This window comes from Dickeya sp. ws52, assembly GCF_007210685.1.
Taxonomy (GTDB): Bacteria; Pseudomonadota; Gammaproteobacteria; order Enterobacterales; family Enterobacteriaceae; genus Dickeya; species Dickeya chrysanthemi.
Map to the genome: position 1 here is coordinate 69,151 of NZ_SZVX01000012.1, position 26,085 is coordinate 95,235.

At 55.4% G+C, this 26,085-nt stretch carries 25 protein-coding genes and 2 tRNA genes; 6 read left to right on the forward strand and 21 right to left on the reverse strand.

From position 1 onward, the window contains the following. Positions 1–35 precede the first annotated feature (35 nt). Positions 36–449: a DNA polymerase III subunit psi gene (locus FDP13_RS13055; protein ID WP_027713105.1), complete on the forward strand. Its 414-nt coding sequence runs from the start codon at positions 36–38 to the stop codon at positions 447–449. Continuing rightward, positions 418–861 carry a ribosomal protein S18-alanine N-acetyltransferase gene (gene rimI, locus FDP13_RS13060; protein WP_143839610.1) on the forward strand — a complete coding sequence of 148 codons (444 nt, stop codon included), beginning with the start codon at positions 418–420 and terminating at the stop codon, positions 859–861. Before FDP13_RS13055 ends, rimI begins: the two co-directional genes overlap by 32 nt. Before the next feature lie 477 nt (positions 862–1,338). Here rimI and deoD read toward each other — a convergent pair whose 3' ends face one another. The 4 genes from deoD to deoC form a co-directional block, all read right to left on the reverse strand. After that, entirely contained in the window at positions 1,339–2,064 is a 726-nt protein-coding gene (deoD, locus tag FDP13_RS13070) for a purine-nucleoside phosphorylase (protein ID WP_012771107.1), read from the reverse strand. 93 nt (positions 2,065–2,157) lie between these two features. Next, positions 2,158–3,381, reverse strand: a complete 1,224-nt coding sequence (gene deoB, locus FDP13_RS13075) for a phosphopentomutase (RefSeq protein ID WP_012771108.1) — start codon at positions 3,379–3,381, stop codon at positions 2,158–2,160. Positions 3,382–3,463: 82 nt separating this feature from the next. Continuing rightward, positions 3,464–4,795, reverse strand: a complete 1,332-nt coding sequence (deoA, locus tag FDP13_RS13080) for a thymidine phosphorylase (RefSeq protein WP_143839643.1) — start codon at positions 4,793–4,795, stop codon at positions 3,464–3,466. A 62-nt stretch (positions 4,796–4,857) separates the two neighbouring features. Continuing rightward, on the reverse strand, positions 4,858–5,637 hold the full coding sequence (deoC, locus tag FDP13_RS13085; protein WP_027713109.1) for a deoxyribose-phosphate aldolase: 780 nt from the start codon (positions 5,635–5,637) through the stop codon (positions 4,858–4,860). 428 nt (positions 5,638–6,065) lie between these two features. Here deoC and FDP13_RS13090 point away from each other — a divergent pair, with 428 nt between their 5' ends. Then, positions 6,066–6,368: a GIY-YIG nuclease family protein gene (locus FDP13_RS13090; protein ID WP_027713110.1), complete on the forward strand. Its 303-nt coding sequence runs from the start codon at positions 6,066–6,068 to the stop codon at positions 6,366–6,368. Here the strand turns inward: FDP13_RS13090 and FDP13_RS13095 are convergent. After that, positions 6,355–6,858 (reverse strand): GNAT family N-acetyltransferase, encoded by a 504-nt coding sequence (locus FDP13_RS13095; protein ID WP_012771112.1) that lies wholly within the window; start codon positions 6,856–6,858, stop codon positions 6,355–6,357. The genes FDP13_RS13090 and FDP13_RS13095 overlap by 14 nt on opposite strands. Then, positions 6,852–7,376, reverse strand: coding sequence for an SCP2 domain-containing protein (locus FDP13_RS13100; RefSeq protein WP_012771113.1), 525 nt, complete (start codon positions 7,374–7,376; stop codon positions 6,852–6,854). The genes FDP13_RS13095 and FDP13_RS13100 overlap by 7 nt, the downstream gene beginning before the upstream one ends. 320 nt (positions 7,377–7,696) lie before the next feature. Here FDP13_RS13100 and FDP13_RS13105 point away from each other — a divergent pair, with 320 nt between their 5' ends. From FDP13_RS13105 to FDP13_RS13115, 3 genes are all read left to right on the forward strand, one after another. Beyond that, positions 7,697–8,695, forward strand: a complete 999-nt coding sequence (locus FDP13_RS13105; protein ID WP_012771114.1) for a peptidase U32 family protein — start codon at positions 7,697–7,699, stop codon at positions 8,693–8,695. An 18-nt stretch (positions 8,696–8,713) separates the two neighbouring features. Beyond that, positions 8,714–9,592, forward strand: a complete 879-nt coding sequence (locus FDP13_RS13110) for a U32 family peptidase (protein ID WP_012771115.1) — start codon at positions 8,714–8,716, stop codon at positions 9,590–9,592. Positions 9,593–9,706: 114 nt separating this feature from the next. Next, complete coding sequence (locus FDP13_RS13115; RefSeq protein WP_143839611.1) at positions 9,707–10,726, forward strand: luciferase-like monooxygenase; 1,020 nt, start codon at positions 9,707–9,709, stop codon at positions 10,724–10,726. A 69-nt stretch (positions 10,727–10,795) separates the two neighbouring features. Here the strand turns inward: FDP13_RS13115 and FDP13_RS13120 are convergent, their stop codons facing one another. The 15 genes from FDP13_RS13120 to folP form a co-directional block, all read right to left on the reverse strand. After that, the gene (locus FDP13_RS13120) at positions 10,796–12,670 is read right to left on the reverse strand and encodes a DEAD/DEAH family ATP-dependent RNA helicase (RefSeq protein WP_143839612.1); all 1,875 of its coding nucleotides are present in this window, start codon (positions 12,668–12,670) and stop codon (positions 10,796–10,798) included. 12 nt (positions 12,671–12,682) lie between these two features. Beyond that, positions 12,683–12,742 carry a protein YrbN gene (yrbN, locus tag FDP13_RS21990; RefSeq protein WP_107760761.1) on the reverse strand — a complete coding sequence of 20 codons (60 nt, stop codon included), beginning with the start codon at positions 12,740–12,742 and terminating at the stop codon, positions 12,683–12,685. 108 nt (positions 12,743–12,850) lie between these two features. Then, a complete protein-coding gene (gene nlpI / locus FDP13_RS13130; protein ID WP_012771118.1) occupies positions 12,851–13,735 on the reverse strand; it encodes a lipoprotein NlpI in 885 nt (294 codons plus the stop codon). Positions 13,736–13,862: 127 nt separating this feature from the next. Then, positions 13,863–15,983, reverse strand: a complete 2,121-nt coding sequence (gene pnp, locus FDP13_RS13135; RefSeq protein WP_033575760.1) for a polyribonucleotide nucleotidyltransferase — start codon at positions 15,981–15,983, stop codon at positions 13,863–13,865. Between the two features lie 259 nt (positions 15,984–16,242). Continuing rightward, positions 16,243–16,512 (reverse strand): 30S ribosomal protein S15, encoded by a 270-nt coding sequence (gene rpsO / locus FDP13_RS13140; protein ID WP_143839613.1) that lies wholly within the window; start codon positions 16,510–16,512, stop codon positions 16,243–16,245. A gap of 107 nt (positions 16,513–16,619) precedes the next feature. Beyond that, a complete protein-coding gene (gene truB, locus FDP13_RS13145; protein ID WP_012771121.1) occupies positions 16,620–17,576 on the reverse strand; it encodes a tRNA pseudouridine(55) synthase TruB in 957 nt (318 codons plus the stop codon). Beyond that, positions 17,576–17,977: a 30S ribosome-binding factor RbfA gene (gene rbfA, locus FDP13_RS13150; RefSeq protein ID WP_012771122.1), complete on the reverse strand. Its 402-nt coding sequence runs from the start codon at positions 17,975–17,977 to the stop codon at positions 17,576–17,578. The genes truB and rbfA overlap by 1 nt, the downstream gene beginning before the upstream one ends. A gap of 74 nt (positions 17,978–18,051) precedes the next feature. Next, a complete protein-coding gene (infB, locus tag FDP13_RS13155; protein WP_012771123.1) occupies positions 18,052–20,769 on the reverse strand; it encodes a translation initiation factor IF-2 in 2,718 nt (905 codons plus the stop codon). Between the two features lie 25 nt (positions 20,770–20,794). Next, the gene (nusA, locus tag FDP13_RS13160; RefSeq protein ID WP_012771124.1) at positions 20,795–22,285 is read right to left on the reverse strand and encodes a transcription termination factor NusA; all 1,491 of its coding nucleotides are present in this window, start codon (positions 22,283–22,285) and stop codon (positions 20,795–20,797) included. A gap of 21 nt (positions 22,286–22,306) precedes the next feature. Beyond that, complete coding sequence (rimP, locus tag FDP13_RS13165; RefSeq protein WP_027713119.1) at positions 22,307–22,759, reverse strand: ribosome maturation factor RimP; 453 nt, start codon at positions 22,757–22,759, stop codon at positions 22,307–22,309. A gap of 218 nt (positions 22,760–22,977) precedes the next feature. Continuing rightward, positions 22,978–23,054 (reverse strand) — tRNA-Met (locus tag FDP13_RS13170). Between the two features lie 59 nt (positions 23,055–23,113). Beyond that, positions 23,114–23,200 (reverse strand) — tRNA-Leu (locus FDP13_RS13175). Positions 23,201–23,253: 53 nt separating this feature from the next. Next, positions 23,254–23,589 (reverse strand): preprotein translocase subunit SecG, encoded by a 336-nt coding sequence (secG, locus tag FDP13_RS13180; RefSeq protein WP_143839614.1) that lies wholly within the window; start codon positions 23,587–23,589, stop codon positions 23,254–23,256. A 293-nt stretch (positions 23,590–23,882) separates the two neighbouring features. Then, positions 23,883–25,220 (reverse strand): phosphoglucosamine mutase, encoded by a 1,338-nt coding sequence (gene glmM / locus FDP13_RS13185; protein WP_033575762.1) that lies wholly within the window; start codon positions 25,218–25,220, stop codon positions 23,883–23,885. A gap of 8 nt (positions 25,221–25,228) precedes the next feature. Further along, positions 25,229–26,062 carry a dihydropteroate synthase gene (gene folP, locus FDP13_RS13190; protein ID WP_143839615.1) on the reverse strand — a complete coding sequence of 278 codons (834 nt, stop codon included), beginning with the start codon at positions 26,060–26,062 and terminating at the stop codon, positions 25,229–25,231. Between the last annotated feature and the right edge of the window lie 23 nt (positions 26,063–26,085).

Genomic DNA, 26,085 nt, shown 5'->3' on the forward strand with positions numbered 1-26,085 from the left:
TCGGGCACCACCATCGCACGCAGAGTGAGTAAGGCATGACATCAAGACGGGACTGGCTGTTGCAGCAACTGGGGATCACCCAGTGGACCTTGCGTCGTCCGTCGGTGCTGAAAGGCGAAATCGCCGTCAGCCTGCCGCCCGACGCCCGGTTACTGATCATTGCCGATCCACTCCCCGCCAGCGACGACCCGCTCTTGCAGGACGTGGTGCGCAGCCTGCATCTCTCCGCGCAGCAGATAGTCGGCCTGACGCCGCGTCAGGCGCAGATGCTGCCGGAGCACACCCGCTGCCACAGTTGGTGGCTGGGGCTACCCGCCACCGACCAGTGGGATGGCGTACAACTGACCAGCCCGACGCTGGCCGAGCTTTATCACAATGCCGGGGCCAAACGCGCCCTGTGGCAACAGATTTGTCACCATGAACATGATTTCCACCCTGACCGCGGCTGACCTGCCGCAAGCGTTTGAGATTGAACGCCTGAGCCACGCCTTCCCGTGGAGCGAACAAACCTTCATCAGCAATCAGGGCGAGCGTTACCTCAACCTGAAACTGTGCCGTGACCAGCAACTGGCGGCCTACGCCATCACCCAGGTGGTGCTGGATGAAGCCACGCTGTTCAATATCGCCGTCGCCCCGGCGCACCAGCGCCACGGCTACGGGCGTCAGTTGCTGGAGCACCTGATTGCCGAGCTGGAACGCCGCGACATTCTGACGCTGTGGCTGGAAGTGCGTGCTTCCAACGCCCGCGCCATCGCGCTGTATCAAAGCATGGGATTCAACGAAGTATCGGTACGGCGGGATTATTACCCGACCACCACCGGCCGGGAAGACGCCATTATTATGGCGCTGCCGCTGGGGTAATAAAATCCTTAAGTACAGGATGACGCTTTTCCGGCGTCAAAAACTGTGCTGAGGTGGGCGACTTCACCGGGTGAGCGACAGAACGTCGCGAAAGCCCGTGCCGTGTTGGACAAAAACGCCGGGAGCGTTTTTGAACAGCGTTTACGCTGGCCCGAAGGGCGAGCCCCAGGGATGGGGCGAGTAATCGCGTCACGGGCGGCCCGAACAGCGAAGTCGAACGCCGAAGGAACCGCGTAGCGACACACCATTTTGCAACGCAAAATGGAACAGCGTTTACGCTGGCCCGCAAGGGTGAACCCGTCAGGGTTCATAGTTTAGCCACCAGCCAGAGGTCAAGGAGAGGTGGCGCTTGCACCTCTCCTTGTCGTGCGTGCAATGAAGCTGCAAAGAAATGACACCGTTTATCCCGCACGAAATGACTCACTGACCGGACAAACTTCACCATTCACAAGACAACATAGCTGTTTGTCAACAGCATCAAGCCTCGGCTTTATCGCCCAGCAGTACCGATTCCAGCGCGATTTCGATCATCTCGTTAAAGGTGGTCTGGCGCTCGGCGGCGGTGGTCTGCTCTTGGGTGCGGATATGGTCGGACACGGTGCAGATAGCCAGTGCTTTAGCACCGAATTCCGCCGCCACGCCGTAGATGCCGGCTGCTTCCATTTCCACACCCAAAATGCCGTATTTTTCCATCACGTCGAACATTTGCGGGTCCGGCGTGTAGAACAGATCGGCGGAGAACAGGTTGCCGACGCGGGCGTTAATGCCGCGGGCTTTGGCCGCGTCCACCGCGTGGCGCAGCAGGTCGAAGTCGGCAATGGCCGAGAAATCATGATCTTTAAAGCGCATACGGTTCACTTTGGAATCGGTGCAGGCACCCATCCCGATCACCACGTCGCGCAATTTCACATCGGCACGCACCGCACCGCAAGAACCCACGCGGATGATTTTCTTCACGCCGTATTCTGTTATCAGTTCTTTGGTGTAAATGGAGCAGGATGGGATACCCATGCCGTGGCCCATCACGGAGATACGACGGCCTTTGTAAGTACCGGTGAAGCCCAACATGCCACGCACGTTGTTCACTTCCACCGCGTTTTCCAGAAAGGTTTCCGCGATGTACTTGGCGCGCAGCGGGTCACCCGGCATCAGTACCACGTCGGCGAAGTCACCCATTTCTGCATTGATATGTGGCGTAGCCATCCTTTTTCTTCCTTTTTAAATTCAGTGTGAAATCATGATGATGCAGTATAGCGGCGCGCGGTCAGCGCATCGACCTATCAACGCATCTATCGGTTAAAACAGCGGCGTACCGTAATCCATCGGCGACAGGCCGAAATAATGAGCAACCGTCTGGCCGATATCGGCAAAGGTGGTGCGGTGGCCGTAATCGCCCGGCTTAACGTTAGGCCCGTAAATCAGCACCGGCACGTGTTCGCGGGTGTGATCGGTGCCCGGCCAGCTTGGGTCGCAACCGTGGTCGGCGGTCAGAATCAGGATGTCATCGCCCGTCACCCGCGCCAGCATCTCCGGCAGGCGGCGGTCAAACAGCTCCAGCGCGGCGGCATAACCGGCAATATCACGGCGATGGCCGTAGGACGAGTCGAAATCGACAAAATTGGTGAACACGATGGTGTCGTCGCCTGCCTGCTCCATCTCTTTCAGCGTGGCGTCAAACAGCGCATCGATACCGGTGGCTTTCACTTTTTTGGTGATGCCGACGTTGGCGTAGATATCGGCGATTTTCCCCACCGACACCACATTGCCGCCCTTTTCGTCCACCAGCTTTTTCAGCATAGTTGGTGCCGGCGGCTCCACCGCCAGATCGTGGCGGTTACCGGTACGCTGGAACTGGCCGGCTTTATCACCGACGAACGGCCGGGCGATCACCCGCCCAATGTTGTAACCGCCTTCGGTCAGTTCCTCACGGGCGATTTCACACAGTTCGTACAGCTTCTCCAGCCCGAAGGTCTCTTCGTGGCAGGCGATCTGGAATACCGAATCCGCCGAGGTATAGAAAATCGGCTTGCCGGTTTTCATGTGCTCCTCACCGAGCTGGTCGAGGATCACCGTACCGGAGGAATGACAATTGCCGAGATAGCCCGGCAGCCCGGCGCGTTCGACCAGCCGGTCCAGCAGCGCCTGCGGGAAGCTATTGTGTTCGTCGTGGAAATAGCCCCAGTCGAACAGCACCGGCACACCGCCGATTTCCCAGTGGCCGGACGGCGTATCCTTGCCGGAAGAAATTTCGCTGGCGTACGCGTACGCGCCGATGATCTCCGCCTGCGCGTCCAGCCCCGGCGGAAAGCAACCGGTGGAACCTTCGGCCGCTTTGCCCAGCCCCAGACGGCTCAGGTTCGGCAAGTGTAGCGGTCCTTGTCGGCCGATATCCGCCTTGCCTTGTGCGCAGGCTTGTGCGATATGGCCCAGCGTATCTGAACCTGCGTCGCCAAACCGTTCGGCATCGGCGGCGCTGCCAATCCCGAACGAGTCGAGAACCATAATAAATGCACGTTTCATATTGTTATCTCCTGCGTCGTGCGTAAGGGCACAGCGTGTACATAAAGTATCAATGCGCGTAGGGCAAAACGGCGACCAACGCTTAGATATCCGCGATATCCAGTCGGCGATAAATCAATGGGCAAGGCGCAGGCACCTGAGAATCCAGACAGATTGCTTCACGCAACGCCTGTGCCGCCTGCTGCCAGTCCGATTCGGTTCTGGCATGGATAACCGCCAGCGGACGCTCGGCATCCACGCGGTCGCCCAAACTGACCATGTCGCTCAGCCCGACACTACTATCAATGATATCACTGGCCTGACGTCGACCACCACCCAGCGCCACCACCGTCATGCCCAAGGCGCGCGCATCCATCGTGCTGACGAAGCCTTCCTGCTCAGCAAATACCGGCTTGCTGAGCGTCGCCGGTTGCAGATAGCGATCGTAATGCTCGACAAAATCCGCCGGGCCGCGCTGGGCTGCGACCATACGGCCAAATACCTCCGCCGCCCGGCCGTTGTCCAGTACCGCCTGCAATTTGGCTCGTGCCTCGGCGGCATCACGCGCCAGGTTACCGGCCAGCAACATCGATTCACACAGCGCCATCGTCACCTCAAACAGACGTGGATTACGCTGTTCACCGGTGAGAAAGCGTACCGCTTCGCGTACTTCCAGCGCATTGCCGGCACTGGAGGCCAGCACCTGGCTCATGTCGGTCAACAATGCGCTGGTGCGGCAGCCGGCATTATTGGCGACGCCGACGATCGCCTTCGCCAGTTGTTCAGACTGTTCATAAGTCGGCATAAATGCGCCGGAGCCGACCTTAACGTCCATCACCAGCGCATCCAGCCCTTCCGCCAGCTTTTTCGCCAGAATCGAGGCGGTAATCAGCGGGATGGAATCCACGGTAGCGGTGATATCGCGGGTGGCGTAAAAACGCTTGTCCGCCGGCGCCAGCGAATTGGTCTGGCCGATAATCGCCACCCCGACCTGACGGATAATCTGCCGAAATACCTCATCTTGCGGGAAAATATCCAGCCCCGGAATCGACTCCAGTTTATCCAGCGTGCCGCCGGTGTGGCCCAGGCCACGGCCGGAAATCATCGGCACATAGCCACCACAAGCCGCGACCATCGGCCCCAGCATCAGCGACGTCACATCGCCAACGCCGCCGGTGGAGTGTTTATCCACCAACGGGCCGTTGAGGTCTAACCCGGACCAGTCCAGCACCGTGCCGGAGTCGCGCATCGCCAGCGTCAACGCCACCCGTTCATCCATGGTCATATCGTGAAAGAAGATGGTCATCGCCAACGCGGCGATTTGCCCCTCCGACACGGTGTTATCGCGTATTCCATTAACAAAAAAGCGAATTTCTTCCGCACTGAGCGGATGGCCGTCCCGTTTTTTACGGATAATTTCCTGAATCAACAACACGGTGTGTTCTCCTGCCTGGTCCATACAGACTTACGCGCCGCGCTCGTCCGGCGCGAACCGCATCAGTAGCCGCTGCGCGCCTGCCCGGCGGCGTGCCCCAGCGTGGTCAGCAAGCTGCCGAGCAAGCCGGATGCGCCGAAACGAAAATGACGGGCATCCGCCCAGCCAGCACCCATTATGCTGTCGGCAAGTTGCAGGTAATCAGCGGCATCCTGTGCGGTACGCACGCCACCGGCCGGTTTAAACCCAACCTGCTCGCCCACGCCTTTATCGCGGATCACACTCAACATCACCTCAGCCGAATGCAACGTGGCGTTCACCGCCACTTTCCCGGTAGAGGTTTTGATGAAATCCGCCCCGGCCTCAATCGCAATCTCGCTGGCTTCACGAATCAACGCATCGGTTTTCAGCTCACCGGTTTCAATGATCACTTTCAGCAACACACCGGCTGCCGCACACGCGCTCTTACAGGCTTTCACCAGTTCGAAACCGACCTGACGATTGCCCGCCATCAACGCCCGATAGGGGAACACCACGTCCACTTCATCGGCGCCATAGGCAATAGCCGCATTGGTTTCCGCCAGCGCGATATCAATGTCGTCGTTACCGTGCGGGAAATTGGTCACGGTGGCGATACGAACATCCGGCGTACCCTGCTCGCGCAGTACCTTACGCGCCAGCGGCACAAAACGCGGGTAGATACAGATGGCGGCGGTTTTCCCCGCCGGGCTGTTGGCCTGACGGCACAGGGCCGTCACCTTTTCATCGGTATCGTCATCATTCAGGGTAGTTAAATCCATCAGTCCCAGCGCACGTTGCGCCGCCGCAGTTAAATCAGTCATACAAGGCTCCCGCTAATCAGCCACAAGGTCGTCTCTTCGGCGAGTATCGTTATTTCACCCGGAGATTACGGCTATATTGTGGTTTTATTCACACAGAAAAGAAATTACACCAACATAAATCACGATCAATGTGAATATTATCACAACCCTGTGCATAACATCGCGCCGGATTGTACCGGTATCGCACACCCGCGCTTATCCCCGCTGGCGCGGGGAACACTCTAAAATTACATACTTGTTTTATAATGATTTTTAAGAGCTAAAAAATTCCACCGGCTTTTTTACGTGATTAAAGGGCGCTAAATTATTGATAAATCAATACTTCGGTTTTCTCCACCGCGCTCCACCACCCCATATCGCCGCTACGTGCTGCCTTCACCGACATAACCCCGTAAAATAGGCGCTTCGAACATACAGAGGGAAAAACGGTGAAAGACACCGGAGCAATATGGTTCCTGTATCTGCTGCGTACCGGCAGCGGGCTGCTTTATACCGGTATCACTACCGATGTGACGCGGCGGCTGGCACAGCACCAAAGCGGGAAAGGCGCGCGCGCATTACGTGGTAAAGGGCCGCTGACGCTGGTGTATCACTGCGTGGCAGGCGATCGCTCCACGGCGCTGAAATGGGAATACCGCGTCAAGCAGTTGAGCAAAATGCAAAAAGAAAGGCTGGTGCAGCACCAGCCTTCAACAGTTGCCGATTTTCAACCACTGTTCAGAAACGATTAAACGGTTCCGCGTACTCCACCAAACCGCTGGCGCCTTGAAAATGGTTGTCTGCCAGCGGGTAAACCTGAAAGTCCGACTCGCACCCCAGCCAGCGGCAATAAAGCTGCTGCTCCGCCGCCGGCACAAAGCCGAAACGCGCGTAGTAATGACGATTACCCAGCACGACTACGGCGGTATAACCGAACTCGTTAAGTGCATCCAACCCGGCATACACCAACTGCTCGCCAATACCCTGACGTCGATGGCTTTCATCCACCGCCATCGGGGCCAGCGCCACCCATTGCAAATCCTCGCCACCCAGCGTCACCGGGCTGAAGGCCGCGTAAGCTATCACGCCGCCTTCGTCGTCAGTCGCGACGATCCCCAGCGTCAATTGGCCGTCTTCACGCAACTGATGCACTAACTCCGCCTCGGCGCTGGTCGGAAACGCGCGTCGCAGCAGGGCATCGATCCCCGGCGCATCAACCGGAATTTCAACGCGAATCAACATGATACTGGCGCGTGCGGGCTGGCCTGCTCCGCGCCCTCCTGTAAACCGGCTGCCACGAATCCGGCCAGTTGCAGCAACGCAACCCGCAACGGCGCCGGCATATTTTCCAGCTCGATGGCATCCATCAGGTTTTTAACGTACAGCCCCAGTTCGGTATCGCCTTCAATGCGCAGGCGACGCTGGAAAAACAGCGTGTCCGGATCTTCACGACGGGCGGCGATCAAAATCAGATCGTTGGCATCGGCGCTGAAACTGACGTCCGCCAGCTCGTTATGGCCGATCTCCAGCCGGTTATCACGCAGCGTAACAAACCACTGCAAACCGATATCCCGCACTTCGATTCGCAACCAACGCCCGTCAAGAAAATCCAGTTCACCTTCTTCCAACGCCTGACGGAACTGCCATCCCAGCAATTGCTCCAACACCCGGCGTTGCAGGAAGAAAGGCGTTAACGTTAACGGCTTACTCAGTAAACGCGGCCCCTGACGCACAATCTGCGCCCGTAGTTTTTCCAACACTGGCGTACTCCTCATAAAGCAATGCTGCCCAGACCGATAAGGTCAATATTCTGCCACAGAACGGGAAACGGGCAGCAAGGGTCTATATCAATAAAAATGCCGGAAGCGTTTTTTTAACGTCGCCTGGCGACACCCGAGGGAAAGTCACCCGAAGGTGACCATTTAAATTTAGCCTGTTCCGCGCTAAATCACGACCTGTAACCACCAGCAATTCCTCGATATGCTGGTTTAAATCAAAGTTGATGGCAGCCGGGTTCACTAAGATTCTTTCTCATTGCAAACCGGCCCGCTGCGTCAGGCCGTGATGAAAGGACGTAAGAATGGAACTGCTTTGCCCCGCCGGTAATCTGCCGGCACTGAAAGCCGCCATCGATCATGGCGCCGACGCGGTGTACATCGGGCTGAAAGACGACACCAATGCCCGCCACTTCGCCGGCCTCAACTTCAACGATAAAAAATTGCAGGACGCCAGCGACTACGTGCACCGCCATCGCCGCAAGCTGCACATCGCCATCAACACCTTCGCCCACCCGAACGGCTATCAACGCTGGCAACGCGCGGTAGACACGGCGGTGCAAACCGCTGGTGCCGACGCACTGATTCTGGCGGATCTGGCGATGCTGGAATATGCCGCCGAGCGTTATCCGTCGGTAGAGCGACATGTGTCGGTGCAGGCATCCGCCACCAATGAGGAAGCCATTCGCTTTTATCAGCGCCACTTCGATGTCGCCCGCGTCGTGCTGCCGCGCGTGCTCTCCATCCATCAGGTCAAACAGCTGTCGCGCACCAGCCCGGTGCCGCTGGAAGTGTTCGCCTTCGGTAGCCTGTGCATCATGGCGGAGGGGCGCTGTTACCTGTCTTCTTACCTGACCGGTGAATCTCCCAATACCGTGGGCGCCTGCTCGCCGGCGCGTTTCGTGCGCTGGCAACAAACGAAAAACGGCATGGAATCACGGCTGAATGATGTGCTGATAGACCGCTACCAGGACAATGAAAACGCCGGTTACCCGACCTTGTGCAAAGGCCGCTATCTGGTGGATGGCCAGCGTTACCACGCGTTGGAGGAACCCACCAGCCTGAATACGCTGGAACTGCTGCCGGAACTGATGGCGGCCAATATCGCCTCGGTGAAAATCGAAGGCCGCCAGCGCAGCCCGGCCTACGTCAGCCAGGTAACCCAGGTGTGGCGACAAGCGATAGACCGCTGTAAAGCCGACCCGGCGCATTTTACCCCCACCGCCGAGTGGATGGAGGCGCTGGGTGCCGTCGCCGAAGGTACACAGACCACGCTGGGTGCTTATCATCGCCAGTGGCAGTAGTCAGGAGACATCAACAACATGAAATATTCACTGGGCGCGCTGCTCTACTATTGGCCCAAAGCCGACATTGAAACCTTCTATCAGGCCGCGGCCGCCAGCAGCGCCGATATCGTCTATCTGGGCGAAACCGTGTGCAGCAAACGCCGGGGGATGAAAGCCGGCGATTGGCTCACACTGGCACGTGAAGTCGCCGCCGGCGGCAAACAGGTGGTGATATCGACGCTGGCGCTGTTGCAGGCGCCGTCCGAACTGACCGAACTGAAAAAGTACGTGGAGAACGGCGAATTTCTGCTGGAAGCCAACGACTTGGGCGCGGTCAATATGGCGGCGGAACGCGGGCTGCCGTTTGTCGCGGGTCATGCCCTCAATTGTTATAACGCCTATACCCTGCGGCTCCTGCATAAACAAGGCATGATGCGCTGGTGTATGCCGGTAGAACTGTCGCGGGACTGGCTGCAAGACCTGCTGACGCAATGCGATGAACTCGGTTTTCGCCGCCAGTTTGAGGTGGAAGTGCTGAGTTATGGTCACCTGCCGCTGGCCTATTCCGCACGCTGTTTTACCGCCCGTTCGGAAAATCGCCCCAAGGACGAATGCGAAACCTGTTGCATCCAGTACCCACAAGGGCGCCAGATGTTGTCGCAGGAAAATCAGCAGGTGTTTGTACTGAACGGCATCCAGACCCAGAGCGGTTACTGCTATAACCTTGCTAACGACCAGTCTTCTATGGAAGGGCTGGTGGATATCGTCCGGCTGTCGCCGCAAGGATTGGACACGCTGGCGATGATCGACCATTTCCGCGCGAATCAACACGGCGAACAGCCGCTGACGCTGGAAAATCAGCAGGATTGCAACGGCTACTGGCGACGCGTCGCCGGGCTGGAGTTGGTCAGTTAAATCAATCGGGCGATGCGCACGCATCGTCCGTTGCCAATTGTTAAGATCGCGTAACATCTCATCCGTGTTTATTTGGGCTGATGTGTCGGCCCCTCAACCTGATGAGTGACGCTTATGACCGCTACCATTCCTTTCTCGCTGCTCGATCTGGCCCCTATCCCGCAGGGCAACACGGCCCGCGATGCGTTCCATCATTCTCTGGATCTGGCGCAACATGCGGAAAAATGGGGATATCAGCGCTACTGGCTGGCAGAACACCACAACATGACCGGCATCGCCAGCGCGGCCACCTCGGTATTGATCGGTTACCTTGCCGCAGGAACGCAGCGCATCCGGCTTGGCTCCGGCGGCGTGATGCTGCCAAATCATGCGCCACTAGTGATTGCCGAACAGTTCGGGACTCTCGAATCGCTCTATCCCGGCCGTATCGAGCTGGGACTGGGGCGCGCACCCGGCACCGACCAACGCACCATGCAGGCATTACGCCGCCACCTGAATGCCGATATCGACGATTTTCCCCACGATGTGCAGGAACTTCAACGCTACTTCGCCCCAGCTCAGCCGGGTCAGCCCGTGCAGGCAGTACCGGGACAGGGGTTGAATGTCCCAATTTGGCTGTTAGGTTCCAGCTTGTACAGCGCGCAGTTAGCGGCTTCAATGGGGCTACCGTTTGCCTTCGCCGCCCATTTCGCACCGGATATGCTGTTGCAGGCTTTGCAGCTTTATCGCGACAATTTCCGGCCATCCGCTCAACTGGAGAAACCGTACGCCATGGTGTGCGTCAATGTCGTCGCCGCCGACAGCGATCGTGACGCCCGTTTCCTGCTTACTTCGCTACAGCAGCAGTTTATCAACCTGCGGCGTGGTACGCCGGGGCCGCTGCCGGCACCGGTGGAATCGATGGAGACGTACTGGTCAGCCGCGGAGCAGTTTGCCGTGGAACAGACATTGCGGCTGGCTATCGTAGGTGATACGGCCAAAGTGCGCCACGGCCTGCAAACCTTACTACGGGAAACTCAGGCAGACGAGCTGATGATCAACGGCCAGATATTCGACCATCAGGCACGGCTGCGTTCGTTTGAGCTGGTAGCGCAACTGCAACCGGAAATCGTGCGGGAAGCGCGTATTCAGTAACCGAAGAAATGATGACGTAAAAAAACCAGCCCGAAGGCTGGTTTCATATCAACTCAACGCCAGAAGTTATCAGGCATCGTTGAAACGACGCGGAGCACGCTGGCCGTCGCGGTTACCGCGACGCTCGCCACCTTCGCGGCGCTCACCGCTGAACGGACGACCACGGCCGCTGCCGGCGCGATCACCGAATCCACGGGCGCCACGTTCGCCGCGCTCACCGCCTTCACGACGCTCGCGACGTTCATGCGGCTGGGCATCACCCATCAGTTGCATGTTCATCGGCTTGTTCAGAATACGCGTGCGAGTAAAGTGCGACAGCAAGTCTCCCGGCATCCCTTTCGGCAGTTCGATAGTGGAGTGCGAAGCAAACAGTTTGATGTTACCAATGTAACGGCTGCTGATATCGCCTTCGTTAGCAATCGCGCCCACGATATGACGCACTTCTACGCCATCGTCACGACCCACTTCGATCCGATACAGATCCATTTCACCCACGTCACGGCGCTCACGACGAGCCGGACGCTCATCACCACCACGCGGGCCACGCTCGTTGCGCTCGCCACGGCGTTCGAAACGATCATCACGTTCGCGGAACTCACGACGCGGACGGCGCTCAACCACCGGATCCGGCGGCAGAATCAGCGGACGCTCGCCCTGTGCCATTTTCAGCAGTGCGGCAGCCAGCGTTTCGATATCCAGCTCTTCCTGCGGCTGCAATTTGCCGAGCAGCGCACGGTACATGTCCAGATCACTGCTTTCCAGCTGTTGCTGTACTTTGGCGGCAAACTTCGCCAGACGACGCTGGCCCAGCAGTTCGGCGTTCGGCAAATCGACTTCCGGGATCGTCAGCTTCATGGTGCGTTCGATATTACGCAGCAGGCGGCGCTCACGGTTTTCTACGAACAACAGCGCACGGCCAGCGCGGCCGGCACGACCGGTACGGCCGATACGGTGTACGTAGGATTCGGAATCCATCGGGATATCGTAGTTCACCACCAGGCTGATACGATCAACATCCAGACCACGTGCGGCCACGTCGGTCGCGATCAGAATATCCAGACGACCGTCTTTCAGACGTTCCAGCGTTTGCTCACGCAGCGCCTGGTTCATGTCGCCGTTCAGCGCGGCACTGTTATAACCGCTGCGCTCCAGCGCTTCGGCCACTTCCAGCGTAGCGTTTTTGGTACGCACGAAGATGATCGCAGCATCAAAATCTTCCGCTTCCAGGAAACGGATCAGCGCTTCGTTTTTACGCATACCGTATACCGTCCAGTAGCTCTGGCTGATATCCGGGCGGGTCGTCACGCTGGATTGAATACGCACTTCCTGCGGATCGTTCATGAAACGACGGGTAATGCGACGTATAGCCTCCGGCATGGTAGCGGAGAACAGCGCCGTCTGATGCTCAGCCGGGATCTGCGCCATGATGTTTTCTACATCTTCGATGAAGCCCATACGCAGCATTTCGTCGGCTTCGTCCAGCACCAGACCACTCAGGTTAGACAGGTCCAGCGTACCGCGTTTCAGGTGATCCAGCAGACGTCCCGGCGTACCGACGACAACCTGCGGTCCCTGACGCAGCGCGCGCAACTGCACGTCATAACGCTGGCCGCCATACAGTGCGACCACATTGACGCCCTGCATGTGTTTGGAAAATTCGTTACAGGCTTCTGCAACCTGCACCGCCAGCTCACGAGTCGGTGCCAGCACCAGCAACTGCGGTGCTTTCAGGTCAGCCTTGATATTGTTCAGCAGCGGCAGGGAAAACGCCGCGGTCTTGCCGCTCCCGGTCTGCGCCATACCCAGTACGTCGCGCCCGTTGAGCAGATGAGGAATACATTCCGCCTGAATCGGGGACGGTTTTTCATACCCCATCTCAGACAGTGCATTCAGAATAGGAGCAGACAGCCCCAAGCTAGCAAAAGAGGTTTCAAACTCTGCCATGTAAACTTAGCCTCACTTCAAAATGGCGGCCAGTCTACATAACTTGTCGAGAAAATACTCAATCATTTTCATTGAAAAGTGTGAACCGGCTCAAATTGGATTAAAAAGCGAACAAAAAAGCCTCACCCGTTAAGGCGATGAAGAAATCGTCATGATCTCTGGCTGAAAGGTGTTCGTCAGCTATTGCTGGTCCGATCCTGATAGGTCGTCTTGCTCTTGGCCTAACTGCGCCAATTCCAACAATGCATAGCGGTGCTCAACAAAATTGTGAACATTGTTAGCAACCGTCAGCTTGAACAACGCCTCGGCGGTGTTCTTGTCCCCCAGACTTAGGTAGTGCTTACCTAAATAGAAGTCAGTTTCACTGAGATGCTCGGCGAGCGAAGTGTTATCCTTAGCTTCTTCCTGGATGCGCTGCATCAACGCTTTTTCGTTGATGTTGCCCAAGTAGAATTCGACAATCGTCCATCCCCACACACCTTTCTTTGCGCCCTCGTAGCGTTCTTTCAACGCCAGTTTGGCCTTCTCGGGATTGATTTCTCTCTCCACCAGATAAAGCCACAGGGAACGGAAAGGATCATTAGGATCGTCGCGATAAAACGCTAGCAGATCATCCTGCGCCAACAGGTAGCGACCGCCGTAGTACAAAGCGATGCCCCGATTCAAACGCGCATAATTGTAAGTTGGATCAAGCTCTAATACAGAATCAAACGCTTCATAGGCAGCATCAAAATTGCCTGCCTGCGTCAAGTAAATGCCGAGATAGTTAAACACTTCCGGCATATCGGGTCGGATAGAAAGCGCTTGTGAAAAATCATTTCGCGCCAACGCCCGTAACCCGAGGCTATCATACAGCACTCCGCGCTCATATAACAGCTGTGCTCGTTCATCGGGAGTAATTGCCCGGCTCGCCAGGATTTGCTCCATGCGCGCCAGAATGACTTCCTGCTGCAGCGTAGGCTGCAACGGAACCGCCAGCAATGCATCTTTGCGCCAATCCGTGTTGCTGCATCCTGCCAGCATAATTGCTGTCGCAACATAACACCAGCGCAAGAAAGGCTTCATTTCCCACTCCCGAAGACAAACATTGGATGAACATCCTGTCCCCGACTGCTCAGCATAAGGATATCCGTTCCTTATAATACACGCAGCTCCTTCACACTGTAAGGAGCTGCCAATTGATTATCCGTTATTATTCTGCCTCGGAAACCGGAGCAGCTTCCTGAGGTTGAGCGGTTGCTTCTTTTATGCTCAAACGGACACGACCCTGACGGTCCACTTCCAGCACCTTAACCGGCACTTCCTGGCCCATCTGCAGGTAGTCAGTCACTTTCTCGACACGCTTGTCGGCGATCTGAGAAATATGAACCAGACCTTCTTTGCCGCCGCCAATGGCAACAAAAGCGCCAAAGTCAACGATACGGGTCACTTTACCCTGATAGATACGGCCCACTTCGATTTCAGCCGTGATCTCTTCGATACGGCGAATCGCGTGTTTGGCTTTTTCACCGTCGGTCGAGGCTATCTTCACCGTACCGTCGTCTTCGATCTCGATAGTCGTACCGGTTTCTTCGGTCAGCGCACGGATAACAGAACCGCCTTTACCGATCACATCTTTGATCTTGTCGGTGCTGATCTTGATGGTGTGAATACGCGGTGCGAATTCGGAGATATCGCCACGCGGCGTGCTGATAGCCTGTTCCATCACGCCCAGAATGTGCAGACGCGCACCCTTGGCCTGGTTCAGCGCCACCTGCATGATTTCGCGGGTAATACCTTCGATTTTGATGTCCATCTGCAGCGCGGTCACGCCTTCACGGCTACCGGCTACTTTAAAGTCCATATCGCCCAGGTGGTCTTCGTCACCCAGAATATCCGACAGCACAACGTAGTTGTCGCCTTCCTTCACCAGACCCATCGCGATACCGGCAACGGCGGCTTTGATCGGCACGCCGGCATCCATCAGCGCCAGAGAAGCACCACAGACGGAAGCCATGGAAGAAGAACCGTTGGATTCGGTAATTTCAGACACAACACGTACGGTGTACGGGAAGGCTTCCGGTTTCGGCATAACAGCCAGCACGCCACGTTTAGCCAGACGACCGTGACCGATTTCGCGGCGTTTCGGCGACCCAACCATACCGGTTTCACCCACGGAGTACGGAGGGAAGTTGTAGTGCAGCAGGAAGCGATCGGTACGCTCGCCGGTCAACTCATCGATAGTCTGTGCATCACGCTCAGTACCCAGCGTCGCGGTCACCAGCGCCTGAGTTTCACCACGGGTGAACAGCGCGGAGCCGTGAGTACGCGGCAGCACGCCGGTACGTACATCCAGACCACGGATCATGTCTTTTTCGCGACCGTCGATACGCGGTTCGCCACGCAGCACACGGCTACGTACCACGTTCTTCTCGATGCTGCCGAGGATGTCACGCAGTTCGTTTTCGTCCAGCGTTTCATCTTCTGCCAGCAGGGCCGCAACCACGTCAGCTTTGATGGTATCAACCTGCGCGTAGCGTTCTTGTTTTTCAGTGATGCGATAAGCGTCGCCCAGACGAGCTTCAGACAGCGCCTGCACACGATTGTGCAGTTCGACGTTCACGTCCGGTGCCTGCCAGTTCCACTTCGGTTTGCCGGCTTCTGCCGTCAGCGACTTGATGTTTTCGATAACAATCTGTTGCTGATCATGACCAAATACCACCGCACCCAGCATCTGATCTTCGCTCAGCAGATCCGCTTCGGATTCCACCATCAGCACCGCGCCTTCGGTACCTGCTACTACCAGGTCCAGGCGGCTGGTTTTCAGCTCTTCAGTCGTCGGGTTCAGCACGTACTGATCGTTGATGTAACCAACGCGAGCGGCACCAATCGGGCCATTGAACGGGATACCCGACAGGCTCAGCGCCGCAGAAGCACCGATCATGGCAACGATATCCGGGTTAACCTGCGGATTTACGGAAACCACGGTGGCAATAACCTGGACTTCGTTAACGAAACCATCTGGGAACAGCGGACGAATCGGACGGTCAATCAAACGGGAGATCAGCGTTTCGCCTTCGCTCGGGCGGCCTTCACGGCGGAAAAAACCACCAGGAATACGGCCAGCCGCGTAGGTACGCTCTTGATAGTTAACAGTCAGCGGGAAAAAGTCCTGCCCCGGTTTAGCGTGTTTGGCACCCACAACGGTTACGAATACCGCGGTGTCATCCATGCTAACCATCACAGCGGCGGTGGCCTGACGGGCCATCATACCGGTTTCCAGTGTCACGGTATGTTGGCCGTACTGGAATTTACGAACGATCGGATTTAGCAAAATACTATCCTTTACCAGAGGCGCACACCATATCCCTGATATGGCGCACCAGTTAAATACCCGAATCCGCTCATTACATCCTCGCGACTAATGACAGCCTTTATTCTGGCGCAACAGTAACAAATAAAGTCTCTCATTAGCCGCGCGAATCGCTGTAAGTACGGATCCTATTCACAACGGCAATACATTACTCTGTTTTGACGGCACTTCCTAGAAGAAAGGGGCCCAAAGAGGCCCCTTTCTCCCGAAACTCGTCGAATTAGCGACGCAGACCCAGACGTTCAATCAGGGCGGTGTAGCGTGCCAGATCTTTACGCTTCAGGTAGTCCAGCAGCTTACGACGCTGAGAAACCATACGCAGCAGACCGCGGCGGCTGTGGTGATCTTTTTTGTGCTCAGCAAAGTGACCCTGCAGATGATTAATCTGAGCAGTCAGCAGAGCAACCTGAACTTCGGTAGAACCGCTGTCATTGGTACCACGACCGAATTCCGCAACAATTTTCGCTTTTGCTTCAACGCTTAGAGACATAATTTACTCCAAAATATTATAGATAGAACGGGCGCCGATCTCTAATTCAGCCGCCCAAGATTTAAGCCGCGCTATTTTACTCTCAGCGCTATATAAGCGCAAGGCGCTCAGGCATTCGTCGGCACAGGGTTTTCCACGACCAGACGACGCGGCGCCACCCGTCCTTCGTCATCGATTTCACCCATGCCGATAAAGCGGTGTTCATCGCCCTCGGTGATGCGTACCATGCCATCAACTGGTGCTGCGGCAGCACGCACAGCCTGACCCAGCTTGAGGTAACCCGCCACTACCGGCGATAGGTTGACTTCAGGAAATGCCTGCACGGCGGTATCCATCGGCAACAATAATACATCCAGCAATTCACCGATTGGTTGTTCCTGAGTTTCCGCCTGCTCACGCAACGCCTGCAACTGTTCCAGGGTCACCATCCGCTCAAGCGGATACGTCGCTACCTGCAACCGGCGCAGGTAGACCACATGGGCGCCGCACCCCAGCTTCTCACCCAAATCATCAATGATGGTACGGATGTAAGTTCCTTTGGAGCAATGGATTTCCAGTTCCAGCTCATCGGCTTCCCAGCGGATAAACTGCAGTTCATAAACGGTGATATTACGCGCTTCCCGCGGCACGACCTGCCCCTGACGGGCATATTCGTACAATGGGCGCCCCTGGTATTTCAGAGCGGAATACATTGACGGCACCTGCTGGGTATCGCCGCGGAAACTATCCAGCGCCTGCATCAGCAGATCATGGGTAAAAGCAACAGGACGTTCCTGAATCACATTACCGTCTGCATCCGACGTATCGGTTCGTTGCCCCAGACGGGCTATCACCCGGTAACGTTTATCCGCATCCAGCAGGTATTGGGAAAACTTGGTCGCTTCACCCAAACATACCGGCAGCATACCGGTTGCCAGTGGGTCCAGCGCACCGGTGTGCCCGGCTTTATTGGCATTAAAGAGGCGCTTTACCTTCTGCAGTACATCGTTAGAAGATGCACCTTGTGGTTTATCCAACAGCAGAACGCCGTGGATATCCCGACCACGACGGCGAGGACGCGACATTACCCCTCCTGCTCATCATCTGCGTCAGGAGCACGACGCTCGGCGTCGCGTTTAACCACGCTGGTTACCAGATTAGACATCCGCATCCCTTCCACCAGGGAATTGTCATAGGAGAAGGTCAGTTCCGGCACCACACGCAGGCGCATCGCTTTACCCAACAGCATACGGATAAAACCGGACGCATCCTGTAATGCCTTCACGCCGGCTTTAACCTGCTCCGGCTCGTTGTCATTCAAGAAGGTCACAAATACTTTGGCGTAAGCCAAATCGCGCGACACTTCTACGCCGGATACCGTTGCCATACCTACACGCGGATCTTTCACTTCACGCTGAATAATAATGGCGATTTCTTTTTGCATTTCCTGAGCCACACGCTGCGTGCGGCTGAATTCTTTTGCCATGATGAATCCTCAAAGAAAAATTGGGGGGCACTTGGCCCCCCAGCATGAAAACATCAGGTACGTTGTTGCACGTATCACTCGATGGTGCGCTTGATCTCAATGGTTTCAAACACTTCGATCATGTCACCGGTGCGAACATCGTTGTAATTCTTCACGCCGATACCACATTCCATACCGTTGCGGACTTCGTTGACATCGTCCTTGAAGCGGCGCAGGGACTCCAGCTCGCCTTCAAAGATAACGACGTTGTCACGCAGCACGCGAATCGGGTTGTGACGTTTCACCACCCCTTCGGTCACCATACAGCCGGCAATCGCGCCAAACTTCGGTGACTTGAACACATCGCGCACTTCCGCCAGACCGATAATTTCCTGCTTGTATTCCGGTGCCAGCATACCGCTCATCGCCTGCTTCACTTCGTCGATCAAATCATAGATAACGGAGTAGTAACGCAGATCCAGACTTTCCGCTTCAACGACACGGCGGGCAGAAGCATCGGCACGGACGTTAAAGCCAAGGATAATCGCATTGGATGCGGCAGCCAGCGTGGCATCGGTTTCGGTGATCCCACCCACGCCGGAGCCCACGATCTTGACTTTGACTTCGTCGGTAGACAGTTTCTGCAACGAATCGGAAATCGCTTCCACAGAGCCCTGAACGTCGGCTTTCATTACGATGTTCAGTTCGGATACTTCGCCTTCGTTCATGTTGGCGAACATATTTTCCAGCTTGGACTTCTGCTGACGCGCCAGTTTCACTTCGCGGAACTTACCCTGACGGTAAAGCGCAACTTCACGGGCTTTCTTCTCGTCGCGGACGACCGTCGCTTCGTCACCGGCAGCCGGTACGCCGGACAGACCCAGAATTTCCACCGGAATGGACGGACCCGCTTCGGTAATTTCACGACCCAGTTCGTCACGCATGGCACGAACACGACCGTATTCAAAACCACACAGTACGATGTCGCCCTTGTTCAACGTCCCTTCGCGCACCAGCACGGTAGCAACCGGGCCGCGGCCCTTGTCCAGGAAGGATTCGATAACCACACCGCTGGCCATGCCGCTGTGAATGGCCTTCAGTTCCAGAACTTCGGCTTGCAGCAGGATAGCTTCCAGCAGTTCGTCGATGCCTGCGCCGCTTTTGGCGGATACATGTACAAACTGGGATTCGCCGCCCCACTCTTCCGGCATAATACCGTACTGAGAGAGTTCGTTTTTAACGCGATCCGGATCAGCTTCGGGTTTATCGATTTTGTTAACAGCCACAACCACCGGCACTTTGGCCGCTTTGGCGTGCTGAATAGCTTCAATCGTCTGCGGCATCACGCCGTCATCCGCGGCAACAACCAGTACCACGATATCGGTCGCCTGAGCACCACGAGCACGCATAGCGGTAAACGCAGCATGACCTGGGGTATCCAGGAAGGTAATCATGCCGTTATCCGTTTCAACATGGTAGGCACCGATATGCTGGGTAATACCACCCGCTTCGCCTGCCGCCACTTTGGTTGAACGAATGTAGTCCAGCAATGAGGTCTTACCATGGTCAACGTGACCCATGATGGTGACTACCGGCGCACGTGACTCGGATTCGGAGGACAGACCGGTATCACGGTCGCTCATTACCGCTTCTTCCAGCTCGTTTTCACGGCGCAGGATCACTTTATGACCCATTTCTTCCGCGACCAGTTGAGCGGTTTCCTGATCGATAACCTGGTTGATGGTCGCCATCGCACCCAGTTTCATCATCGTTTTGATGACCTGAGAACCTTTGACCGCCATTTTGTTGGCCAGCTCGGCTACGGTAATGGTTTCGCCAATCATGACGTCACGGTTGACCGCCTGCACCGGCTTATTAAAGCCTTGCTGCAACGTACTCGGCTTACGCTTGCCTTTGCCGCCGCGAGTCACCGCACGGGCTTCCTCACGATCAGCTTTCGATTCAGACAGGCGATTGCCTTTCTTCTGTTTAGCCACTTTGCTGCCGCGACCGCGACCGCGACCACCTTCGACCTGGCGGTCGTTCTCATCTTCCGCTTCACGCGCATGATGAGAGGTGGTTACGTGATAATCGGCGTCTTCGGTTGTTTCGCTGCCTTCTTTTTCCCAGCGTCCGGCATTTTCTTCTGCCATCCGTCGAGCTTCTTCAGCGATACGACGAGCGTCTTCCTCGACCTTACGACGAGCCGCTTCTTCCGCCTTACGCTTGAGTTCAGCCGCTTCCGCTTCGCGACGCGCTTTCTCAGCCTGAGCTGGTTTAGTCATACTATCGTTTTGTTGATTGCTCACTTTCTCTTTTTCCGCTACGTCACGCTTAGCTTTTTCGGCGGCCTCACGTTTGGCTTGCTCTTCAGCAACGGCGCGTTTTGCCTTCTCTTCTTCCTCACGCTTGGCTTTTTCTTCAGCCTCGCGTTTGGCTTGTTCCTCAGCTGCGCGCTGTGCCTGTTCTTCCGCTTCACGCCGTGCCTGCTCTTCCTCCGCCACAGCTTGCTGCTCTTCGTGAGGATCGCGTTTTACATAGGTGCGTTTCTTGCGGACTTCGATCTGCACCGATTTGCTCTTACCACCGGTGCTGGGAATATTTAACGTGCTACGTGTCTTACGCTGCAATGTCAATTTCCCTGGCGCACCGCCGCGTTCGCGGTTCAGGTGCGCCAGTAGTGTTTCTTTTTCGCTCTGAGTCACAGAGTCCGACGCAGACTTGGTGATCCCCGCGTCAGCAAACTGCTGTATCAGGCGGTCAACCGGCGTCTGGATCTCTGCGGCCAGTGATTTCAGGGTTACATCTGTCATGCTGTTCCTTTCCTGCTACAGTTCGTTATTCGTTACTGCCACCAAACCAACAGATATTACGCGCAGCCATAATCAGCTCACCGGCTTGTTCTTCATCAAGCCCTTCGATATCTGCCAGGTCATCGACGCCCTGCTCAGCAAGATCTTCCAGCGTGCAAACACCGCGAGCTGCTAGTTTAAACGCCAGCTCACGAGACAGACCAGATAAATTGAGCAAATCTTCTGCCGGCTGACCGTTGCCACGGTTCTCTTCGTTAGCCAGCGCCAGCGTCGTCAGCGCTGCTTTTGCGCGCTCGCGCAACGCTTCGATGGTTTCTTCATCCAACCCATCGATCTCCTGCAACTCATTGATGGGCACATAAGCCAACTCTTCCAATGAAGAGAAGCCTTCTTCAACCAGTGCTGTGGCGAATTCTTCGTCAATGTCCAGATGTTTGGTGAAAATATCGATGGCAGCATGGGCTTCAGCCTGATGCTTAGCCTGCAAGTCCTCAATGGTCATCACGTTCAGTTCCCAGCCGCTCAGTTGGGAAGCCAGACGCACGTTCTGACCATTACGGCCGATGGCCTGAGCCAGATTACCGGCCTCAACCGCGATATCCATGGTGTGTTTGTCTTCATCGACCACGATGGATGCCACATCAGCCGGAGCCATGGCATTAATCACGAACTGTGCCGGATTATCATCCCACAGGACGATATCGATACGCTCGCCGCCCAGCTCGCTGGATACCGCCTGAACGCGCGCGCCGCGCATCCCTACACATGCACCCACCGGGTCGATACGCTTATCGTTGGTTTTAACCGCGATTTTAGCGCGGGAACCCGGATCGCGGGCAGCGGCTTTGATCTCAATGACTTCTTCACCGATTTCCGGCACTTCGATGCGAAACAGTTCAATCAGCATTTCAGGGCGGGAACGGCTCACAAACAACTGTGCGCCGCGCGCTTCCGGACGTACCGCGTACAGCACGCCGCGAATACGGTCGCCTGGGCGGAAATTCTCACGCGGCAGCATATCTTCACGGCCGATCACCGCTTCGGCATTGCTGCCCAAGTCCAGGGTGATGTTATCGCGGTTAACTTTCTTAACGACGCCGGTAACGATTTCACCTTCCTGTTCACGGAATTGATCAACCACCATCGCACGCTCGGCTTCGCGCACTTTCTGCACGATAACCTGCTTGGCAGTTTGCGTGGTAATGCGGTCGAAAGTCACGGATTCTATCTGATCTTCGATGTAACCGCCCAGATCAATACTCGGTTCTTCGAACTGCGCCGCTTCCAGCGTGATTTCACGTGTTGGCTGGGTCACTTCGTTGACGACCTGCCAACGGCGGAAGGTATCGAAATCACCGGTTTTACGGTCGATGCAAACACGAACATCGATTTCCTGCTCGTATTTTTTCTTGGTCGCTGTCGCCAGTGCAGTTTCAAGCGCTTCAAAAATCTTTTCGCGCGGCACGGCCTTTTCATTGGAAACCGCTTCAACAACAGCCAGAATCTCTTTATTCATCCTAGTTGCCTCATCCAAACTTTAAAAGTGGGGTACCAGGTTCGCCTTCTGGATATTGCTCAGCGCGAACACTTCCTCTTTGCCATCCACTGTTACGGTGATCATCTCGCCTTCAACGGACTTGATAATACCTTGCCACTTACGGCGATTCTGCACCGCCATACGCAGCACCAAGCTCACTTCTTCACCCACAAAATGCGCGTAATGTGCAGCAGTAAAAAGCGGCCGGTCCAAACCCGGTGACGACACTTCCAGGTTATAGGCAACGGATATAGGATCCTCAACATCCAGTACCGCACTGACCTGGTGGCTAACATCAGCACAATCATCAACAGTGATACCATCTTCACTATCAATATAGATACGCAGTGTCGACTGGCGTCCCCGGATGAACTCAATGCCCACCAGCTCATAGCCAAGGGCTTCAACAGGTGCCGAAATCATCTCTGTTAACTTTTGTTCTAATGTGGACAAGTCCACCCCCAAGACATAAAAAAAGGGCTTAATAGCCCAGTAATTCTGCTGTCAGATAACAAAAAACCCCGATATATCGGGGCTTTATGCAACTGGACCCTATTTACCGCAAAAAACTGCGGCATAACTACCATCAAGTATTCTTTCAGAATCCACCGTAAACAACGCGTTTGATACGATACAGTTTATTTGAAAAAAAACTTTTCTGGGAAGTTAAGTGGTTGCGGGGGCCGGATTTGAACCGACGACCTTCGGGTTATGAGCCCGACGAGCTACCAAGCTGCTCCACCCCGCGTCCGAAAACGTGGCAAATACTACGCTGACAACCGCAAAAATGCAAGTTATCTATAGGATTGGTACCGAGGACGGGACTTGAACCCGTAAGCCCAATCGGGCACTACCACCTCAAGGTAGCGTGTCTACCAATTCCACCACCTCGGCATCACAATTTGTTTTTATCATCAGCATTTTTGATGCTGATGAAACGTCTGCGATTATTTAGGAATATCGCTTGACGGTGCAGCTGGCGCTTTAGACTGCTCAGCTTTTTCAGGCGCAACAAGCTGACTCAGGTTGTCCCAGCCACTGCCTTTTTTGCTGTGGTCAGAACTCATATTTCCCAGAATCAGGCTGAGTACGAAAAACAGCGTGGCAAACAGCGCCGTCATTCGGGTCATGAAATTGCCGGATCCGCTAGAACCAAACAGCGTAGCGGAAGCACCTGCTCCGAACGACGCTCCCATATCTGCACCTTTACCTTGCTGCAGCATGATAAGACCAACAAGGCCAATCGCTACCAGCAGGAAAATTACCAGAAGAGCTTCGTACATAGTCGTACCCGTTATTTATCCCCACCCTTCGGCAAGGCATCGCTAATTCTTGCGGTTTACCCGCGATTATCCGCAATAGGATGAACAACATCCCCTATAAAGCGGGTCTGAATACTAACTAAAGCCTCGAATGTACGCAAGGGTAATTTGACGCTCATTAACCGATTGAGGAAAAAAACAGCGCCTTGGAAAAACAGACCGGAAAATACTGATTACACAGTGGTTCACACGCTTGCTACCACGGTGGCAAGCGTCTACTCCCTTACCACCGCTTCGGTCTGTCGCGGCGCCGCTTAGCCCGCTGCTTTTACTGCATCGGCGATGTGGTTAGCCATCTGTGTAACGGTAGCCTCATCTTCCCCTTCCACCATCACGCGGATTAACGGCTCCGTACCCGATTTACGCAGCAGCACCCGACCTCGGCCGGCCAGTTGTGCTTCCACATCCAGAGTCGCCTGTTTAACTGCGTCGCTTTCCAGCGGGTCACCCTCACCGGAGAAGTGAACATTCACCAATATTTGCGGGAAGAGTTTCATACCGCTGCACAGATCATGCAGGCTCATGTGATTACGAACCATTGCGGTCAGCACCTGTAAACCTGCGATAATGCCATCACCAGTCGTGGTTTTATCCAGCAGAATCACGTGGCCTGAGTTTTCCGCCCCCAAACGCCATCCCTTTGACTGCATCAGTTCAAGAACATAGCGGTCACCCACTTTAGCGCGGGCAAACGGCACGCCGAGCTGTTTTAATGCAACTTCAAGCCCCATATTGCTCATCAGCGTACCAACAGCACCACCACGAAGTTGCCCTTGACGCAAGGCTTCCCGAGCAATGATATACAGGATTTGATCACCATCCACCCTATTCCCTTGGTGATCAACCATAATCAGGCGGTCACCATCGCCATCAAACGCCAGACCCACGTCGGCTTTTTCAGACAGGACTCGCGCCTGCAGTTGGGTAACATCGGTAGCGCCGCATTGCTCATTGATGTTCATGCCATCAGGCTCACACCCTATCGTTATCACCCTTGCGCCCAACTCTCTCAACACACTGGGCGCAATGTGATAAGTCGCACCATTGGCACAATCCACCACGATTTTAAGGCCATTGAGGCTCAGTTCACTGGGGAACGTGCCTTTACAAAATTCAATATAACGGCCGGCGGCATCGACGATACGACTTGCACGGCCTAATTCGGCGGATTCCACACAGGTCAGTGGTTTTTCCATTTCCGCTTCGATCGCCTCTTCTACTTCGTCCGGCAGCTTGGTGCCGTCAATCGAAAAGAACTTGATGCCGTTATCGTAGTAAGGATTATGTGAAGCCGAAATAACGATCCCGGCCTCAGCGCGGAAAGTGCGGGTCAAATATGCCACAGCCGGGGTTGGCATTGGGCCGGTAAACGATGCGGACAACCCCGCAGCAGCCAAGCCGGCTTCAAGTGCAGACTCCAACATATAGCCGGAGATACGCGTATCTTTGCCGATGATAATCTTTCTGGAACCGTGGCGAGCCAGAACCTTACCGGCCGCCCAACCCAATTTCAGTACAAAATCAGGTGTAATCGGCAGATCGCCGACCTTGCCCCGAATACCGTCAGTGCCAAAATATTTGCGGCTACTCATAATTGTTGTTATTCCTTTGCTGATAGAGTTGCTTCGACTACACGTATCGCATCCACCGTCGCCTTCACATCATGGACGCGGATAATATGGGCCCCTTTCATGGCGGCAATGACCGCACACGCCACGCTGCCGTAAACTCGCTCAAGCGGCGGAACGCCCAGCAATTGCCCGAGCATGGTTTTTCTGGACATACCAACCAGCAGCGGTAAACCGCAGCGATGTAATATCTCCAGATGCCCCAACAGTCGATAATTGTGCTGTAAATTCTTGCCGAACCCGAACCCAGGGTCCAGCAATAACTGTTCGCGCGGTATACCTGCAGCCACACAACGGGCGATATGATGCTCAAAAAATGCCATGACCTCACCCACAACATCGTCATAATGCGGCGTCTGTTGCATGGTTTTTGGCAATCCCTGCATATGCATCAAACACACAGGCAAACCTGTTGCCGCCGCCGCCTCTAACGCTCCCGGTTCTCTCAGCGCTCGAATATCATTGATCAGATGTGCGCCAGCTTGCGCACTGGCGGTAATCACTTCAGGTTTGGAAGTGTCGACTGAAATCCAGACTTCAAAACGTTGCGCTAATGCTTCTACCACCGGTACAACACGGTCCAACTCCTCCTCGATACTGACTTCATCAGCCCCAGGACGGGTCGATTCGCCACCAACATCGATAAAAGTCGCACCCGCGGAGATCATCTGTTCAGCATGGATCAACGCGGCGTTCAGGGTATTGTGCTTTCCCCCATCGGAAAAGGAGTCAGGGGTTACATTCAGGATCCCCATAACCTGGGGACAAGAGAGATCCAACGTCAATCCGCGAGCGTTCAATTTCATGTTTTGTCTCTCAACTCTATCTT

Bases quoted from the DNA above. Each gene is read 5' to 3' on its own strand.
- FDP13_RS13055 (WP_027713105.1), top strand. From the start codon at position 36: ATGACATCAAGACGGGACTGGCTGTTGCAGCAACTGGGGATCACCCAG.
- rimI (WP_143839610.1), top strand. From the start codon at position 418: ATGAACATGATTTCCACCCTGACCGCGGCTGACCTGCCGCAAGCGTTT.
- deoD (WP_012771107.1), bottom strand. From the start codon at position 2,064: ATGGCTACGCCACATATCAATGCAGAAATGGGTGACTTCGCCGACGTG.
- deoB (WP_012771108.1), bottom strand. From the start codon at position 3,381: ATGAAACGTGCATTTATTATGGTTCTCGACTCGTTCGGGATTGGCAGC.
- deoC (WP_027713109.1), bottom strand. From the start codon at position 5,637: ATGACTGATTTAACTGCGGCGGCGCAACGTGCGCTGGGACTGATGGAT.
- FDP13_RS13095 (WP_012771112.1), bottom strand. From the start codon at position 6,858: ATGTTGATTCGCGTTGAAATTCCGGTTGATGCGCCGGGGATCGATGCC.
- FDP13_RS13105 (WP_012771114.1), top strand. From the start codon at position 7,697: ATGGAACTGCTTTGCCCCGCCGGTAATCTGCCGGCACTGAAAGCCGCC.
- FDP13_RS13110 (WP_012771115.1), top strand. From the start codon at position 8,714: ATGAAATATTCACTGGGCGCGCTGCTCTACTATTGGCCCAAAGCCGAC.
- FDP13_RS13115 (WP_143839611.1), top strand. From the start codon at position 9,707: ATGACCGCTACCATTCCTTTCTCGCTGCTCGATCTGGCCCCTATCCCG.
- FDP13_RS13120 (WP_143839612.1), bottom strand. From the start codon at position 12,670: ATGGCAGAGTTTGAAACCTCTTTTGCTAGCTTGGGGCTGTCTGCTCCT.
- nlpI (WP_012771118.1), bottom strand. From the start codon at position 13,735: ATGAAGCCTTTCTTGCGCTGGTGTTATGTTGCGACAGCAATTATGCTG.
- rpsO (WP_143839613.1), bottom strand. From the start codon at position 16,512: ATGTCTCTAAGCGTTGAAGCAAAAGCGAAAATTGTTGCGGAATTCGGT.
- truB (WP_012771121.1), bottom strand. From the start codon at position 17,576: ATGTCGCGTCCTCGCCGTCGTGGTCGGGATATCCACGGCGTTCTGCTG.
- rbfA (WP_012771122.1), bottom strand. From the start codon at position 17,977: ATGGCAAAAGAATTCAGCCGCACGCAGCGTGTGGCTCAGGAAATGCAA.
- infB (WP_012771123.1), bottom strand. From the start codon at position 20,769: ATGACAGATGTAACCCTGAAATCACTGGCCGCAGAGATCCAGACGCCG.
- nusA (WP_012771124.1), bottom strand. From the start codon at position 22,285: ATGAATAAAGAGATTCTGGCTGTTGTTGAAGCGGTTTCCAATGAAAAG.
- secG (WP_143839614.1), bottom strand. From the start codon at position 23,589: ATGTACGAAGCTCTTCTGGTAATTTTCCTGCTGGTAGCGATTGGCCTT.
- glmM (WP_033575762.1), bottom strand. From the start codon at position 25,220: ATGAGTAGCCGCAAATATTTTGGCACTGACGGTATTCGGGGCAAGGTC.
- folP (WP_143839615.1), bottom strand. From the start codon at position 26,062: ATGAAATTGAACGCTCGCGGATTGACGTTGGATCTCTCTTGTCCCCAG.